The organism is Nocardiopsis sp. iso_237, from assembly GCF_056173345.1.
In genome coordinates this window covers 2,150,840-2,167,996 of record NZ_CM149669.1, presented here as the reverse complement: position 1 = coordinate 2,167,996, position 17,157 = coordinate 2,150,840, and the positions used below count along the sequence as shown (strand labels likewise).

At 72.0% G+C, this 17,157-nt stretch carries 12 protein-coding genes; 4 read left to right on the top strand and 8 right to left on the bottom strand.

The genetic code is table 11. From position 1 onward, the window contains the following. The first annotated feature begins 344 nt into the window (after nt 1-344). On the top strand, nt 345-1,904 hold the full coding sequence (locus AC0VYM_RS09770) for a serine/threonine-protein kinase (RefSeq protein WP_475461301.1): 1,560 nt from the start codon (nt 345-347) through the stop codon (nt 1,902-1,904). Nucleotides 1,905-1,986: 82 nt separating this feature from the next. Here the strand turns inward: AC0VYM_RS09770 and AC0VYM_RS09765 are convergent, their stop codons facing one another. Continuing rightward, a complete protein-coding gene (locus AC0VYM_RS09765; protein WP_475461299.1) occupies nt 1,987-3,324 on the bottom strand; it encodes a replication-associated recombination protein A in 1,338 nt (445 codons plus the stop codon). 59 nt (nt 3,325-3,383) lie between these two features. Then, nucleotides 3,384-5,435, bottom strand: coding sequence for a SpoIIE family protein phosphatase (locus AC0VYM_RS09760; protein ID WP_475461296.1), 2,052 nt, complete (start codon nt 5,433-5,435; stop codon nt 3,384-3,386). 578 nt (nt 5,436-6,013) lie between these two features. Between AC0VYM_RS09760 and AC0VYM_RS09755 the strand changes: the two genes are divergently transcribed. Continuing rightward, complete coding sequence (locus AC0VYM_RS09755) at nt 6,014-6,154, top strand: hypothetical protein (protein WP_475461293.1); 141 nt, start codon at nt 6,014-6,016, stop codon at nt 6,152-6,154. 49 nt (nt 6,155-6,203) lie between these two features. Here the strand turns inward: AC0VYM_RS09755 and AC0VYM_RS09750 are convergent, their stop codons facing one another. From AC0VYM_RS09750 to AC0VYM_RS09740, 3 genes are all read right to left on the bottom strand, one after another. Then, a complete protein-coding gene (locus AC0VYM_RS09750; RefSeq protein ID WP_475461290.1) occupies nt 6,204-7,871 on the bottom strand; it encodes an ABC-F family ATP-binding cassette domain-containing protein in 1,668 nt (555 codons plus the stop codon). 310 nt (nt 7,872-8,181) lie between these two features. Beyond that, a complete protein-coding gene (gene aspS, locus AC0VYM_RS09745) occupies nt 8,182-9,948 on the bottom strand; it encodes an aspartate--tRNA ligase (RefSeq protein ID WP_475461288.1) in 1,767 nt (588 codons plus the stop codon). Nucleotides 9,949-10,100: 152 nt separating this feature from the next. Continuing rightward, entirely contained in the window at nt 10,101-10,778 is a 678-nt protein-coding gene (locus tag AC0VYM_RS09740) for an MBL fold metallo-hydrolase (protein ID WP_475462984.1), read from the bottom strand. A 459-nt stretch (nt 10,779-11,237) separates the two neighbouring features. Between AC0VYM_RS09740 and AC0VYM_RS09735 the strand changes: the two genes are divergently transcribed. Together AC0VYM_RS09735 and AC0VYM_RS09730 are read left to right on the top strand one after the other, a co-directional pair. Then, nucleotides 11,238-12,470 (top strand): DUF349 domain-containing protein, encoded by a 1,233-nt coding sequence (locus AC0VYM_RS09735; RefSeq protein ID WP_475461286.1) that lies wholly within the window; start codon nt 11,238-11,240, stop codon nt 12,468-12,470. 132 nt (nt 12,471-12,602) lie between these two features. Beyond that, nucleotides 12,603-13,517, top strand: coding sequence for an LPXTG cell wall anchor domain-containing protein (locus AC0VYM_RS09730; protein ID WP_475461283.1), 915 nt, complete (start codon nt 12,603-12,605; stop codon nt 13,515-13,517). A 56-nt stretch (nt 13,518-13,573) separates the two neighbouring features. Here the strand turns inward: AC0VYM_RS09730 and AC0VYM_RS09725 are convergent, their stop codons facing one another. The 3 genes from AC0VYM_RS09725 to coaBC all read right to left on the bottom strand — a co-directional run bounded on the left by AC0VYM_RS09725 (nt 13,574) and on the right by coaBC (nt 17,042). Then, a complete protein-coding gene (locus AC0VYM_RS09725) occupies nt 13,574-14,233 on the bottom strand; it encodes a hypothetical protein (RefSeq protein WP_475461281.1) in 660 nt (219 codons plus the stop codon). Between the two features lie 155 nt (nt 14,234-14,388). Continuing rightward, nucleotides 14,389-15,582, bottom strand: coding sequence for a methionine adenosyltransferase (gene metK, locus AC0VYM_RS09720; RefSeq protein ID WP_475461278.1), 1,194 nt, complete (start codon nt 15,580-15,582; stop codon nt 14,389-14,391). A gap of 266 nt (nt 15,583-15,848) precedes the next feature. After that, entirely contained in the window at nt 15,849-17,042 is a 1,194-nt protein-coding gene (gene coaBC / locus AC0VYM_RS09715) for a bifunctional phosphopantothenoylcysteine decarboxylase/phosphopantothenate--cysteine ligase CoaBC (protein ID WP_475462983.1), read from the bottom strand. Between the last annotated feature and the right edge of the window lie 115 nt (nt 17,043-17,157).

Below are 17,157 nucleotides of genomic sequence, written 5' to 3'. Positions count from 1 at the left end.
GCGCACCGGACACCGTGGTCGGGTACGGGGGCCAGCGATCGCGCCGGGTCGGGGCTCCCGATCCGCGTCCGCCGCCGCTGCCGCTGAGGGCCGGGGCGGCTGGTTTCGGCTGACCCTATCGCGTCCGGTGTGGGGGCGCGTGGGCGCGCCACGGTGTGGCAGGCGGTGGCGGCGGTCACGTGTCCGACGGATCCGGGTTCGGACCCGTTCGGAGGCGCTGCGGGTATCGACGGGGCGGCGGGCCTCGACGAGAATCTCGGCAGGGACGGTTCTTCACTACGATGTCCGGACACCAGGGCACACCCGCAGCCGCCCGCTGGCCCAGAAGCACCGACAGGACACCCATGAGCCCCCGTTCTCCGCGTGAGATCTCCGTACTGGTACCCCCGGACCTGGCCCCCCTCTACCCGGACGACCCGTCGCGGATCGGCCCCTACCTCGTCCTCGGACGACTGGGGCAGGGTTCCACCGGCACCGTGTACGCCGCCGTGGACACCGCCTCCGCCACCGCTGGCGACCGCCTGGTCGCCGTGAAGCTGCTCCGGTCCCCCGAGCTGGAGTCGCCCGACGTCCACCCCGCCCTCGCCCGGAGGCTGCGCCACCTGTCGCAGGTCGACTCCGAGCGGGTGGTCGTTCCCCTGGCGTTCGACGCGGACGCCAACCCCCCGTGGCTGTCCATGCCCTACCTGGCCGGGCAGCGCCTCTCCCACTACGTGACCAGGCGGGGCGGGATCGGGGTCGGGAAGCTGATCGCCCTGGCCACCGCGCTGGCGGAGGGGTTGTCGGCCCTGCACGCGCGCGGGGTCTCGCATGGTTCGCTGCGCCCCAGCGAGATCCTGCTGGAGTCGCACGGTCCGCACATCATGGAGTGCGCGATCGCCCCAAGGGCGGAGCGGCTGCGCGGTTCGGGGGCCACCTGGCTGAGCCCCGAGCGGTACCGGGGCGGGGCGCCGACGCCCGCCGCCGACGTGTTCGCCTGGGGCGCCGTCGTGGCGTTCGCGGGGACCGGGCGTCTGCCCTTCGGTCCGGGCGAGCCCGAGGAGATCGCCGGTCGGGTGGCCTCCGGGGACTTCGCCCTGGACGGGTTGCCCCAGGGGCTGCGGCCGGTCGTGGGGCGTGCCCTGGACCCCGACCCGGACCGTCGGCCCAGCCTGCGCGAGGTGACCGGAGCGGTCTTCGCGGTGTGGCAGGCCGAGGGGTCCGGGGAGGACGGCTCGTCCGGGGGTCGCGAGGAGATCAGCCGCGTGCTCGAACGCGAGTGGCACGCCGTGGAGCCGCCCGCCCGGGTGCCGGAGGTGATCCGGTTGGAGGGGCGGATGGGCGACCGCCGCCCGACCCGCGCCCTCTTCCTGGCGGGTTCGGTATCGGTGGCCGCCCTGCTGGTCGGCGGGGGCGTCTGGGGCCTCTCCCAGGCGATCGGTGACGGCGCCGAGGCCGACCCGGTGGCCGACGGGAGTTCGGAGGCCCCCGAGGAGGAACCCGTCGAGGAGGAGGACCCGGGGACCCTGGTGGTCCGGTTCGACCCCTCGGAGCAGGCGGAGCCGGAACCCGGGGTGGACGAGCGGGTGTGGGTGTACACGCCGGTGACCCGGGACGACGAGATCCCGCGCAACCAGGGCATCCCGTCCCACGAGGCCTGGGCGGAGCAGTGGGAGGAGGCCGGTGACCCGGGCGAGGCGGTGATCCGGACCGACGCCGAGGTGAAGTGCGCCCGTTTCTGCGCGGCCCCCGAGCACGTCTTCCTGGACGAGGAGGCCCGTGGCACCTGGGACCTGAGCGGCGGCGACTTCGTCGACTACCTGTCCTGGGGCCCGGTGATGATCGTGGAGCTCACCTTCGCCGAGGACCAGGAGGGCGACGGGCCCCGTGAGGTGGTAGGGGTCGTCGAGCTGTTCTCCGACTGAGCCCGGACGGGAGGGCGGTTCCGCCCCCTCCCGCCTCTCCCGTGGGACGGCCCCGGCGCACCGCGCCGGGGCCGTCGCCGGTCTACCCCTCGCTCTTGAGGACGCTCCTGATCCTCTGGAGGATCTCGGTGAAGCGCCGCTCGGCCCCGTGCTGGGTGGGGCGGTAGTACTCGCGCTCGGTGAGCCCCTCGGGTGCGTGCTGCTGCGGGGCCACCCCGCCGGGGTGGTCGTGCGCGTAGCGGTAGCCCCTGCCGTGCCCGAGGTCGGCGGCGCCCTTGTAGTGGGCGTCGCGCAGGTGGGCCGGAACGGGCCCGGCACGGCCCGCGCGGACGTCGGACAGGGCCTCGTCGATGGCGGTGATCACCGCGTTGGACTTGGGGGCGAGGCTGATGTGGATGACCGCCTGGGCCAGGTTGATCCGGGCCTCGGGCATCCCGATGAGCTCCACCGCCTGGGCCGCCGCGACGGCGGTCTGGAGGGCGGTGGGGTCGGCCATGCCGACGTCCTCGCTGGCGTGCACGACCAGGCGCCGGGCGATGAAGCGGGGGTCCTCCCCCGCCTCGACCATGCGGGCCAGGTAGTGCAGGGCCGCGTCCGGGTCGGAGCCGCGCATGCTCTTGATGAAGGCGCTGATGACGTCGTAGTGCTGGTCGCCGGAGCGGTCGTAGCGCACGGCGTGGCGGTCCACGGCGCGCTCGACGTGCTCGGCGGTGATCTCCACCGGGCCGTCGGCGGAGGGCGGCCCGGCGACGAGGGCGCCCGCCTCCAGGTAGGTGAGGGAGCGGCGGCCGTCTCCCCCGGCCAGCCGGATGAGGTGCTCGGCGCCCTCCTCGGTGAGGGTGTACCGGCCGTCCAGGCCGCGCTCGTCGGTCAGGGCCCGGTCCACCAGGGCCCTGATGTCGGAGTCGTCCAGGGACTCCAGGGACAGCAGCAGGGAGCGGGACAGCAGCGGGCTGACCACGGAGAAGAAGGGGTTCTCGGTGGTCGCTCCGATGAAGCTGACCCAGCGGTTCTCCACGGCGGGCAGCAGGGCGTCCTGCTGGGTCTTGTTGAAGCGGTGCACCTCGTCCACGAAGAGCAGCGTGCGGGTGCCGTTCATGCCCATGCGGCGCTTGGCCTCCTCCACGACCGCGCGCACGTCCTTCACCCCGGCGTTGACCGCGGAGAGCTCCACGAACCTGCGCCGGGTGACCCGGCTGACCACGGTGGCCAGGGTGGTCTTGCCCGTCCCCGGCGGCCCCCACAGGAACACGGACATGGGTGCGTCGTCCTCGACCAGGCGGCGCAGCGGACTGCCCTCGCCCAGGAGGTGGCGTTGGCCCACGACCTCGTCGAGGGTACGCGGCCGCATGCGGACGGCCAGCGGTTCCTGCCCCTTGGCGGCCTCGGCCCCGGCATCGTCGAACAGTGTTTCGGACACGCACCCAGGGTAGGCGAGGACGGAGACGGCCGTGGTCGCCCCGGAGGCCGGTCCCGACCTCAGCCCTGCTGGACGGAGATGTTCTCCGGGCTCCCGGCCTGTTCGGGCGGGGGCGTGGCGCGCGGGATCATCCGGGTGATGAGCAGGGCGATGTCGTCGCCCCGGCCCGCGGGCGCCATCTCCGCCAGGACCTGCGCGGCGGCGTTGGGGTCCTGCCCGTGCTGCGCGAGGGCCTCCCCCACCTGGGCCAGGCCGTCCTGCATGGTGACGTCGGAGCTCTCGACGAGGCCGTCGGAGCACAGCAGCAGCGTGGTGCCCGGGGCCAGCACCCGGGTGGTCACGGTGTACTCGGTGTCGGCGAGCACACCCAGGGGCGGTCCGGTCTCGGGTGACCACAGTTCGTAGGAGCCCTGGGTGGCGAGCACGGCCGGGGGCTGGCCCGCCCAGGCCGCCTGCATGACCCCGCTGGCCCGGTCCACCACGAGGTAGCCGCAGGTGGCGAAGACGATCTCGCCGGTCTCGGTGAGCAGCCGGTTGGTCTCGCCCAGGACGACGCCCGGGTCGGACTGGTTGCTGGCGTAGGCGCGGAAGGCCACCCGGATCTGGCCCATGGCGGCGGCCGCCTCCACGCCGTGGCCCTGCACGTCTCCGACCAGGAGGCCCACCTTGTTGTCGGGGAGCTCGATGACGTCGTAGAAGTCACCGCAGATCCGCCACTCGGCGCGGGAGGGCAGGTACTTGGTGGCGATGTCCATGTCCGGGAAGCTCGCCACCTGGCGGGGCAGCATGCGGCGCTGGACGGCGTCGGCCAGTTCCAGCTCGGCCTGCTGGGCCTTGATCCGCTGGAGCGCCTGACCGGCCAGCCCCGCGAAGGTGAGCATGAGGGCGCGTTCGTCGCGGCTGGCGTGGTGGGGACGGTCCCAGACCATCTGCCACACACCGAGGGCGATCTTGCCGTCTCCGAAGATGGGGACGGTGGCCCAGGCCTGGCCCCGGGCCGAGCGCATGAGGTCGACGGCGGCCGGGAAGCGGCTGGCGATCTCGGCGCGGCTCTCGAAGAACCGGGGCTGGCGGTCCTGGATGACCGCGCCCATGGGGAAGTCGGTGTCGTCGGCACGGCGACCGTCTATGCGGTGGGTGTTCCCGCGTTCCCTCGCGCTGGGCGAGGTGCGCAGGATGCCCTCCTCGACGTACAGGGCGAGGGCGTAGACGCCGCCGAAGATCGGCAGGAACTCCTCGCTGAGCAGGTCCATCACCTTGTCGACGGTGGTGGCCGAGACCAGCTTGGAGGAGAGCTCGGTGACCAGGCGGCCGTGTTCGGCCTCGGTGCGGCGGCGGTCCGCCAGGCGGCGCACCAGCTGGACGTGCTCGGTGACGTCGTCGATGATCCCGACCAGGCGGTCGGGCTGACCCGGTACGAACCGGGCGCGCACGTGCAGGGAGCGTTCGTCCCCGAGACGGTCGAAGATCCGGAAGCGCTGCTCGTAGTCCCGGCCGCTGAACGAGGCCGCCATGGCGTCGCGGACACGGGCGTTGTCATCGGGGTGGATGCGTTCGAGGATGCGCTCCAGGTCGCGGTCGTTCCCGGCCAGGAGCCCGCCCAGCGGGGTGGGTCCGAAGAGTTCCCGCAGGCGTCCGTTGCTCAGGTCCAGGCTCCACAGGACGGAGTCGGAGTTGTCGGTGCGCAGTTCACCGACCACGCGGAGGTCGGTCTCCTCGGTGGAGAGCACGTGCAGGAGGACGACCACGGCCGGAGTGGCGGGGTCGTCGGGCACGGCGCCGTCGCCGTCGACGGGGCGGAGGCGGACCTCGGCCAGCCGGGAGGACTTGTCGGTGACGGCCAGGCGCAGCCGGGAGCGGCGGTGCCAGTTCCCGGAGAGGGCGTCACCGTGGGCACGGGTGCCGTGTTCGACGTCGGCGGAGTCCAGGAGTTCGAACCAGGGCCGCCCGGCGAGTTCGTCGGCTTCCCGGCCGAAGAGTTCGGTGAGCGCGTGGTTGGCGTGCTGGATCGCGCCGTCGGTCCCGGTGACCGCCATGGGCTCGGGAGCATGCCGGAACGCCTCCGCGAGAGCGTCCTCGGAGCCACCGCCTGAAGCGCGTTTTCCGTTCACGTATGACTCATCCTCATGTCGGCTCGGACGTCACACCCGCGTCAGGCGCGGTCACCCCTGGAACGTACCGATTCGGCTCATTGTAGTGTCCGGAACGGGAACGGTCCGGGCCGGGAATCGAGGCCGGCCCACCGGCGCCCGTCTCCCGTCGGCTGCGTCACCTCGTCGAACACGGACCCTCATGGTCCATCAACGTGCTGGGGTCACGGCCGGTTCCACTCCGGGGGGCCGTACCCTACCGGCCCCAGGGCGCGAATCGTTACGCCCGTGTGACTCGGCGGCGCAGAAATGCACTCCGCTCCCACGGCGCCCCCTCTTGGGACGGGCCTCGTCGACGCTCCGTGTTCACTCCCGGACACGTGCGTTCCTCGGCGTGGGAGGGTGATTCGCCCCCAACGGTAGGGGATGACGGGCCCGACCGCATCCGCGTGTCGCCTTCTTCCGGATTACGGACGGGGTTTTTGACCTGTTAATCACCTATTTTCACTTTCTGGCCGAATGTGGCACGTTCAAAGCGAGGTCTTTCCGGGCACCGATCTGGTCAGTCGAGAACTCGTCCCCCAACCCGAGGACTCACCATGCACCCTGAACGCGTCCGTGCCCTGGCCGGAGCTCTCCTCCCCGACGCCACCTGCGACTGGACCTGTCGGCTCTGCACCCACAGCAACCCCGAGGACGAGGACATCTGCTGTCAGCGCTGCGGCGCCACCAAACCCTGACCCGACGCGGCGGGGCGGTGCCGGTCCGGCGCACCGCCCCGCCGCTCCTCTAGCCGAGCACCGACTCGGTCGCCGGTTCGGCGGCCCCGAGGTCGAGCCGCCCCCAGGTGCCCGTGTCCCGCCTCAGCTGGCGGTCGTGGGTGGCCAGGACCACCGCCGCACCGGACGCTCCAAGCCCTTCGGTGAGCTCGTCGACCAGTGGGATCGACAGGTGGTTGGTCGGCTCGTCCAACAGCAGCACGTGCGGCCTCGACGCCAGGGCCAGCGCCAGGTCGAGTCGGCGCTGCTGTCCGGTCGACAGCTCACGCACCGGCCGCCCCGCGTCGGCGGACGACAGCAGTCCCAGGGAGCTCAGGGAGACCGTCTCCTCCTCTTCGAGGACGCCCTCGCTGACGAGTCGGCCCACGTGCGCGGCGAACACGTCACGGGCCCGCCGGGCACCGGGCGCGGGCGACTCCTGGTCCAGCAGGCGCACCCGCGCCGTACGCGCGGTCCGCACGAGCCCGCCGGTGGGTTCGGCCCGCCCGGCCAGCAGTGACAGCAGGGTCGACTTGCCCGCGCCGTTGGGCCCGGTGACGACCAGCTTCGTGCCCGACTCCAGGGCGAGCGTGACCGGCCGGTCCAGCCTCCCCTCCACACGGACCCCCTCGGCCCGCAGCAAGGTGATGCCCGGCCGTTCGGGCAGGTCCGGAAAGCAGAACCGCATCGGTGGCGGCGGCATGGTGACGGCGTGCGCCTCCAGGTCGTCCCGACGCCGGTGGACGGCGCGGACCAGGGCGGGCGCCCGGGTGGCCCGTTGGTGCTTGCCCGTGCCCTTCTCCGGTCGCCATCCGCTGATCAGCCGGTTCCGTGCCTCGGACAGGTCCTGGGTGAGCCGCGCGTGCTCGGCCCGCTGTTGTTCGTACTCCTGCTCCCAGCGCTCCCGTTCGGCGCGCCGACCCTCCTGGTATCCGGCGAACCCCCCGCCGAAGACGCGGGGCCCGCCGTCCCGGCTCGGGTCGAGGTCGAGCACGGTCGTGGCCACGTCCGACAGCAGGGCGCGGTCGTGGCTGACCAGCACCACGCCGCCCGGATGTGCCCGCAGCCGGTCGGTGAGGAAGTCGAGCCCGCCGGCGTCCAGGTGGTTGGTGGGCTCGTCCAGGAGGAGGAAGTCACGGGTGGCGCCGAGCAGACAGGCGAGTCTGACCCGGTAGCGCTGACCGACGGAGAGCGCCGCCAGGGGGCGCGACCGGTCGGTGACCGCGCCCAGGTGCTCCAGGGCGAGGTCCACGCGTCGGTCGGCGTCCCAGGCGTCCAGGACCTCCGCCGCGTCCAGCGCCTCCGCGTAGTGTTCGGCGGCCCGCGGGTCGCCGCTGGCCAGACCCGTGGCGCTGGCGTCGAGCGCGGCCAGGGCGGCACGGGCGTCGGACAGTTCGAGGTCGACCAGGTCACCGACGGTGCGGCCGTCGGCGACGGTCATCTCCTGTTCGGCAACGCCGAGCGTGCCGACGCGGCGCACCAGGCCGGAGTCGACGTCCAGCGCCCCGGTCAGGACGTGCAGCAGGGTCGACTTGCCGCGGCCGTTCTCCCCCACCACGCCCCACCGGGAGCGGGGTGTGACGGTCACGTCGACGCCGGACAGGACGGGGCGTCCGCCCCGGGCGACGTGGACACCGGACGCGGTGAGCTGGGCCCGCTCTCCGGCGGGCAGGCCGGAACGGGGGTTGAGTGCAGGCAAGGTTTCTCCGAACCGAGCTCGGCCCGGCCGGAACGCGAACACGGTTCGACGGCGGGGGCGCGTGTGAGCTCTTCGAGCAGACGAGGTGACCCGGGAAGGGGTCAGGACACACGTCGTGCGCCCGCGGCCACACTGTGGCGGGCGGGAGCCTCGGTTCGGCCTACAGGAAGTAGAGGTACTGCATGGGCCCAGGTTAACAAGGGGCCGCGAGGGAGGTCCAGGCAATAGACACGAGGCGTCGGCCACCGGAACCCTCCGGTGGCCGACGCCTCGTGTACGTCCGGCGGCCCCGTTCCCGGGGCCGGTCCGGCTACTTCTTCTTCTGCTCCGGGAGCACCGTGCGGATGTGCACGTCGCGCAGCTGCTGCTCGGAGACGACCGCCGGAGCGCCCATCATGAGGTCCTGGGCGTTCTGGTTCAGCGGGAAGGCGATGGTCTCGCGGATGTTGGGCTCGTCGGCGAGCAGCATGACGATCCGGTCGACGCCCGGGGCGATGCCGCCGTGCGGCGGGGCGCCGAACTTGAGCGCCTTGAGCATGCCGCCGAACTCGGCCTCGACCGCGTCCCTGTCGTAGCCCGCGATGTCGAAGGCCCTGTACATGATCTCGGGCGAGTGGTTCCGGATCGCGCCGGAGGACAGCTCCACGCCGTTGCAGACGATGTCGTACTGCCAGGCGAGGATGTCCAGCGGGTCCTTGTTCTCCAGCGCGTCCATCCCGCCCTGGGGCATGGAGAACGGGTTGTGGCTGAACTCGATGTGGCCCTCGTCGGAGCGCTCGAACATCGGGAAGTCCACGATCCAGCAGAAGCGGTAGACCTTCTCCTCGGCCAGGTCGGCACGGCGGCCGGCCTCGACCCGGACGGGGGCCATGATCCGGTTGATCTCGGCCTCGTCCTCGCTGGCGCAGAAGAACAGGCCGTGTCCGGGACCGGCGCCCAGGGTCTGGAGCAGTTCGTCGGAGATCTCGGTGACGAACTTGGCGATGGGACCGGTGAGCTCGCCGTTCTCCCCGACCTTCAGCCAGGCCAGGCCCTTGGCACCCTGCTCGACGGCGTAGTCACCGATGCCGTCGAAGAACTTGCGGGGCTTGTCCCCGACCTTCGGGACGGCCAGGGCACGGACCTTCTTGCCCGCGAAGGCGCGGAAGTCGGTCTTGTCGAAGAGCGCGGTGACGTCGAGCATCTTCATGGGCACGCGCAGGTCGGGCTTGTCGGTGCCGTACCACTCCAGCGCGTCGCGGTAGGCGATGCGCGGGTAGGGCGAGGTGATCTCCCAGTCCGTGGAGAACTCCCGGAAGACGTCGGTCATGACCTTCTCGATGACCTCGAAGACGTCCTCCTGCTCGACGAAGCTCATCTCGACGTCGAGCTGGTAGAACTCGCCGGGCGAGCGGTCCGCGCGGCTGTCCTCGTCGCGGAAGCAGGGCGCGATCTGGAAGTAGCGGTCGAACCCGGCGATCATCAGCAGCTGCTTGAACTGCTGGGGCGCCTGCGGGAGGGCGAAGAACTCACCCGGGTGCAGGCGGGAGGGCACCAGGAAGTCGCGGGCCCCCTCGGGGCTGGAGCTGGTGAGGATGGGGGTCTGGAACTCGTTGAAGCCCAGCTCCGTCATCTTCTGGCGGATGTAGGCCACCACCTGCGAGCGCAGCATGACGTTGCGGTGCATGCGCTCACGGCGCAGGTCGAGGAAGCGGTAGGTGAGGCGGCGCTCCTCGGAGGTGTTGTCCTCGGGGTAGACCGTCAGCGGCAGCTCCTCGGTGGTGCCGAGGACCTCCACCTCCGACGCCTCGATCTCGATCGCGCCGGTCGGCAGGTTGGGGTTGACGTTCTCCGCGCTGCGGGCCGCCACCACGCCCGTGACCTGGATCACCGACTCCTTGGAGATGCGGCTGAGCTCCTCGAACACCGGGGACTCGGGGCGGGCCATGAGCTGCGTGACACCGTAGTGGTCGCGCAGGTCGACGAAGAGCAGACCACCGAGATCCCGGCGGTTGTGCACCCAGCCAGAGAGGCGCACCTGCTGCCCGACGTGCTCCTCACGGAGCTGACCACACGAATGAGTCCTGTAACGATGCATGAGTTACCAAGTCCACTAACTACGCGGCTGAGCGAGGATGCCGGGGAGCCCGAGACCGGGTCCGGCGGGGGCGGGGCGTCGCCCCTTGAACAACTGGAATCCTACCGCCAACGGCACCGGCCGGTCCCCTGGATCACGACGGCGGGCGACGGTCAGCCCGCGACCCCGCGCAGGTACGGGTTGGTGGCGCGCTCGCGCTCGACCGTGGTCGCGGGGCCGTGGCCGGGCAGGATCTGGGTGTCGTCCCCCCGCCCCAGGACGGTGCGGGCGAGGCTCGCGTTCATCGCGTCGCCGTCACCGCCGGGGAAGTCGGTGCGTCCGATCGACCCCGCGAAGACCAGGTCCCCGGCGAACATCACCGGCACACCGTCCTCTGTGCGGGTGAGATAGACGACCGAACCGGGGGTGTGGCCGGGGGTGTGCTCGACGGTGAACTCCATCCCGCCCAGGGTGAGGCTCTGGCCGTCCGTCACCTCGACCAGCTGGTCGGGTTCGGGGTAGGGGCCGGGGCCCAGGAGCATCCGCAGCTGGGCGGCGAAACCGGCGTCGACCCCGGCGGCCGGTTCGGTGAGCAGGCCCCGGTCGGCGCCATGCAGGTGGACCGGGATCCCGTGCTCCTCCTGGAGTTCGGCGGCCGACCAGACGTGGTCGAAGTGGCCGTGGGTGAGCAGGATCGCGGCCGGGGTGAGGTCGTGTTCGGCCAGGGCCTTGGCGACCTGGGGTGTGGCCCCCTGACCGGGGTCGACGATGACGCACGCGCCGCCGGGTGCGGGAGCCAGCACGTAGCAGTTCGCGGAGAGGGGCCCGGTGGGAAGCGCGGCGATGAGCACGGCGGTGGTCGTCCTGTCCTGGTGGCTTCTGCGGTCCGGGAACCCTCCGACCTCGGCCGGAGCTCGGGTCCCCCAGCCGCAGAGCCTACCGAGCCGGGTCTGGGCGGGCCAACCGGCGGGTTCGCCGGGGAGGCGTTTGATCACCATTCGATCACCGCGCGCGGCCGGGCTCTTTGCCTGGGCGCGCGGTAGTGCCATATTGGTCAGCGTCGTCGTGTTGACCGAGGCCCTCGACCTGCGCCTCCTCTTCCGAGGCGGGTGACGGGCCCGGCCGACGGCATGGCAGCGGGACCAGAACCCCCGGGCTGCGTTGATGTGAGACACGGCGCGTCGTTGTCCGCCGAAACGTATGGATATCGTGCTGGTGCACGGTGGTTCCCATCACGAACAGGCGCGGTACCGCCGCGACGACCCGAACCCGACCCCGACCGGCCGGGTTCACGACAGCAGGAGGACACGGTGACCACGGACCCTTGGGGCCGCGTAGACGATGACGGCACGGTCTATGTGCGCACAGGTGAAGGCGAACGGGTCGTCGGATCGTGGCAGGCGGGCGCCCCGGAGGAGGCCCTGGCCTTCTTCCGGCGCAAGTACGACTCTCTGGTCACCGAGGTGGAGCTGCTGGAGAAGCGCCTCCGCAGCACCGACCTGTCCGCCTCCGCCGCGATGACCACCATCGAGAAGCTGCGTTCCACCATCACGGACGCGAACGCCGTCGGTGACCTGGAATCGCTCATCGGTCGGCTGGACGCGCTGACCGGCCGCGCCGAGGAGCGCAAGGTCGAGCAGAAGCAGGCGCAGGAGGAGGCCCGCGGCCAGGCCCGCGAGGTCAAGGAGCGGATCGTCGCGGAGGCCGAGCGGGTCGCCGCCGAGACCACGCACTGGAAGTCCGGCGGCGAGCGGATGCTCCAGCTCATCGAGGAGTGGAAGAAGGCCCCCCGGGCCGACCGCCCGACCGAGCAGGCGCTGTGGAAGCGCATGTCCGCCGCCCGCAACTCCTTCTCCAAGCGGCGCAAGACCTACTTCGCCAACCTGGACCAGCAGCGGGAGGGGGTGCGCGCCGAGAAGGAGCGCATCGTCGCCGAGGCGGAGGCGTTGTCGAACTCCACCGACTGGGGGCCGACCGCGCGCGCCTACCGCGACCTGATGCAGCGGTGGAAGGCCACGGGCCGGGCCGACCGGGCCAGCGAGGACAAGCTGTGGACCCGGTTCAAGGCCGCGCAGGACACCTTCTTCGACGCCCGCAACGCGACCTTCGCCGAGCGTGACGCGGAGCTGCGGGTGAACGCGGAGGCCAAGGAGCGGATCCTGGCCGAGGCCAGGGCCGAGATCCCCGGCATCACCGACCCGCGCCGCGCCCGTGCCCGTCTGCGCGACTTCCAGGAGGCCTGGGAGGAGGCGGGCGACCTGCCGCGCGACGTGCGCGACCAGATGGAGGGCGCGTTCCGGCAGATCGAGGACGGCGTGCGCCGTGCCGAGGACGCCGAGTGGGAGCGCACGAACCCCGAGGCGCGGGCCCGCGCGAAGGACACCGTGGACCAGCTGTCGACGGCGATCGCGGGTCTGGAGGCCAAGCTGGAGAAGGCCAGGGCCAACGACGACGCCCGCCGGATCAAGGAGCACGAGGCCGCCCTGGAGGCCCGCCGCTCCTGGCTGGCCGAGGCCGAGAAGGCGCTGGGCGAGCTGAGCTGACGCTCCTCCCGAGCAGGGCACTGGGCCGTACCCCACGGGGGTGCGGCCCTTTCGTACACCCGCGCCCGAATTTTCCCTCCCCGTTCCGTGCCCTTTTGGACTTCCGCCGTCAAAGATGACCACAATGAGTGCATGGCTCATCGCTTTAAGAAGTCACGCCAGCGTGACGAGGCACGGTTCGGTTCCACCGGGAGGGGCGCGCTGTGCGCGCTCGGCGCGGCGACGGTGGTGGCCGTCCCGCTCATCTGGGGCACCGGCACCGCCCTGGCCACCGAGACGGCCGACGAGGCCCCGGCCGCCCAGGAGGTCAGCGGGTTCACCCCCGGGGCCGAGGGGGTCGGCACGGAGCAGGCGGAGAGTGTGTCCGTCCCGCCCGTGGAGGCTCCGGAGGTCCGGCCCCAGCGCGGCCCGGAGGCCCACGACGGCTACGGGTACGCGGGCCACCCGTCGGACGACGGGCCCGCCAAGGGCGGAGGCCACGGACACGCGAACACCCCCTCCGACCACAGGCCCGCCAAGAGCGGGGACCACGGATACGCGAACACCCCCTCCGACCACAGGCCCGCCAAGAGCGGGGACCACGGGTACGACGAGCCCTCGGCGGACGGCGGGTACGCGGAACCCCACCCAGGGCCGGGCGAGGGTCCGAACCCCGGCCACGGTGAGTCCCCCGGCGCGGGCACGCACCCCCTTCCCGAACCGGCGGGCGTCACTCCCCCGCCGTTCCCGGGCGGGGGCGGGGCTCCCGGCGAGGCGCCCGCTCCGAGCGGCGGCCCTCGCCCGGATCAGGGTGAGACGCCCGACGGGGCACCCGTCACCGAGGTCGACGCGCCCGGCCAGTCGCAGCCTCCGGGCCCCTCGCCCAGCGGGGGCGGCGACACTCCGGCCCAGACGTCCACGCACGGCAAGCCGACCCGACCTTCCCAGCCGGAGTTGGCCGCCACCGGGGCGGGCGCGGTCGTCCCGGCGGCCGCGGGCCTGCTGAGCGTGGCCACTGGTGCGGCCGCCCTGTTCGTCGGCAGGCGCCGCCGCGGCGAACTGGACTGACCCGTGCACGGGAGCGGGGCCGGGGATCGTCCCCGGCCCCGCTCCGTGTGTTCACGTCACCTGTGGGCGTCCAGTTGGTAAACGGGCGCCCGACCCGGGAAGGTGCGCAGGTTCGGCACCGAGCCGGGACTGTGGTTGCTCGGCGGCTCGGGCTCCGGCCGGGGTCCGCGAGTGCCCCGGTAGCGCAGGTAGCCGCCCACGGCGAACGCGACGGCGGCCACGGCGAGCAACCCGGCCACCACCCACACCATCGGCAGGATCCGCTGGACCTGGTGGACGGTGGAGGCGCAGGAGGAGAGCGGGGCGTCGGCCGTCGGGCGCAGGCAGACGGTGGAGACCGGCTGCTGGGCGCCCTCCGGCACCTCCGTGAGCTCACCGACCACGTTGAGGACCACCCGCTCCCCCGGTTCGAGGGGCCGCACCCACTCGGCCCGCCCGTCCTCCACTCCTTCGGGGGCACCGGAGACGTAGCGCATCGAGGGGGGCAGGAACTGCACCACGCGCGCGTCCGGCAGTGCCTCGTGTCCGGCGTTGCGCACCTTGACGGTGTACTGCACCCGATCGCCCGGCCGCAGCCGTTCCTCCGACGTCTCCTGGACGGTGACGTGCAGACTCCCGGCCCCGGGCACCGGTCCCTCGTCCGCCTGGACCGGCTGTCCCGGCAGCGCGATCAGCGCCGCCAGCCCCAACGCCGACACCGCAGCTGGCAGGGCCATGGTGTTCCTCCTCCGCATGGCAGCCCGAAAATGACTTTGTGCACACAATTATTAACACAGAGTAGTCAAACGGGGCGTAAGGCATGCGGGGGGATCCAGACGACACCGAGGGCGGGCGGCCTCACGGCCACCCGCCCTCGGTACTGGTACGTCTCCTAGGCGCCGACGAACGAACGCAGCGCCGCCGCGCGGTCCGTGCGCTCCCAGGTGAACTCCGGCAGCTCACGGCCGAAGTGGCCGTAGGCGGCGGTCCGGGAGTAGATCGGACGCAGCAGGTCCAGGTCGCGCACGATGGCGGCCGGACGCAGGTCGAAGACCTCCTTGACGGCCTTCTCGATCAGCTCCGTCGCCACCCGCTCGGTGCCGAAGGTCTCGATGAACACACCCACCGGGTGGGCCTTGCCGATCGCGTAGGCCACCTGGACCTCGGCGCGCTCGGCCAGCTCGGCGGCGACGATGTTCTTCGCGACCCAGCGGGTGGCGTAGGCGGCGGAACGGTCCACCTTCGACGGGTCCTTGCCCGAGAAGGCGCCGCCGCCGTGGCGGGCGTAGCCGCCGTAGGTGTCGACGATGATCTTGCGGCCGGTCAGACCGGCGTCGCCCATCGGGCCGCCGATCTCGAAACGGCCGGTCGGGTTGACCAGGAGGCGGTAGTCGTCCGCGTCCAGGCCGTAGGCGGCGACCACGGGCTCGATGACGTGCTCCCGGATGTCCGGGGTCAGCATCTCTTCCAGGTTGATGTCCGCCGAGTGCTGGCTGGAGACCACCACGGTGTCCAGGCGGACCGGGGTCTGGCCCTCGTACTCGACGGTGACCTGGGTCTTGCCGTCGGGGCGCAGGTAGGGGACGGTGCCGTTGCGACGGACCTCGGACAGGCGCTCGGAGAGCGAGTGCGCCAGCTTGATCGGCAGCGGCATGAGCTCGGGGGTCTCACGGTTGGCGTAACCGAACATCAGGCCCTGGTCGCCGGCGCCCTGCCGGTTGAGGACGTCGTCCTCGTGCTCGACGCGCGCCTCGTAGGCGGTGTCGACACCCTGGGCGATGTCCGGGGACTGCGCGTCGATGGAGACGTTGACCCCACAGGAGTCACCGTCGAAACCCTTGGCGGACGAGTCGTACCCGATCTGGAGGATCTTCTCGCGCACGATCGCGGGGATGTCGACGTAGGTCTGGGTGGTGACCTCACCCGCGATGTGGACCTGACCCGTGGTGATCAGCGTCTCGACCGCGACCCGGCTGCCGGGGTCGGTGGCGAGCATCGCGTCGAGGATCGCGTCACTGATCTGGTCGGCCATCTTGTCGGGATGACCTTCGGTGACCGACTCGGAGGTGAAAAGGCGGCGGGACACGTTGCGTGACTCCTTGCAGCGGCTGCTGGCTGACATGTGTCGGGACGGCAATACCGACCGACGCGGTTGGTTATCGGTCCACTGTAACGGGACTGGTGGGGGCGGGTGCGCGGCGGCGGGCCTCCTCAGCCGTTCGTCGGCACCCGAACGAGTCTGTCGTACTCAGCGGTAGGAATCCAGCGCGCCGAGCGGAAGTTTTGCCGACGGCACGGTGACGGACCCCCGATCGCGCGGTACGACGGGGGTTCCCTCGGCGGCGGTGATCCTCATCCCGGAAGCCGTTCGACCACCAGGTCCCACACACGGTCCGCGAGGTCCTCCTTGGGCCCTGTGGGAATGTCCACGACGCTCCCGTCGGAACCGAGCACGGTCGCCTGGTTGTCGTCGGTGCCGAAGGCGCGCCCGCCCCCGACCTGGTTGACCACGAGCAGGTCGCATCCCTTGCGGGCCAGTTTGGCGCGACCGTTGTCGATCACGTCGTCGGTCTCGGCCGCGAAGCCCACGATGGTCTGCTCCGTGCCCTCCCGGGACCGGGAGGCGACCAGACCGGCGAGGATGTCCGGGTTCTCCACCAGCTCGATCGGCGCCGGGGCGTCACCGGACTTCTTGATCTTGGAGGCGGCGCTGGTCACCGGACGGAAGTCGGCCACGGCGGCGCTCATCACCACGGCGTCGGCCCCGGTGCGCTCCGTCTCCATGGTCTCGGCCAGCTCCACCGCCGACTCCACCCGCACCAGGCGCACCCCGGCGGGGTCGGGCAGGGAGACGTTGGCCGCGACCAGGGTCACGTCGGCGCCCCGGGCGGCGGCGGTGCGCGCCAGGGCGTACCCCTGGCGGCCCGAGGAGTGGTTGCCCAGGAAGCGGACCGGGTCGATGGCCTCGCGGGTCCCGCCGGCGGAGACGACCACGCGGCGGCCCGCCAGGTCGGAGCGGGTGGCGCCCCGCCGCAGGACCAGCCGGGCGGCCTCGAACAGTTCGGCGGGGTCGGGCAGACGGCCCCGGCCGGTGTCGGCACCGGTGAGGCGGCCCACGGCCGGGTCCAGGACGATGGCGCCGCGCGAGCGCAGGGTGGCCACGTTGGCCTGGGTGGCGGGGTGCTCCCACATCTCGGTGTGCATCGCGGGGGCGAACACCACCGGGCACCGCGCGGTGAGGAGGGTGTTGGTCAGCAGGTCGTCGGCGAGTCCGGCGGCGGCCTTGGCGAGGAGGTTGGCGGTGGCCGGGGCGACGAGGACGAGGTCGGCCGACTGGCCGATGCGCACGTGCGGGACCTCGTGTACCTCGTCCCACACACCGGTGGCGACGGGCTGGCCGGACAGGGCGGCCCAGGTGGGCTCACCGACGAAGCGCAGGGCGTCGGCGGTGGGCACGACCCGGACGCGGTGGCCGGACTCGGTCAGTCGGCGCAGCAGCTCGCACACCTTGTAGGCGGCGATGCCCCCGCCGACACCGAGGACCACCTGGGGAACGGATTCTGTGTCACTCACACATGGAGTTCTACCAGGCCGCGCCCGCCGCACGCCCCGGGCGGGGGTGCGACGGGCGCGGTCGGTACCCCCAAGGGGGCGTGCCCCG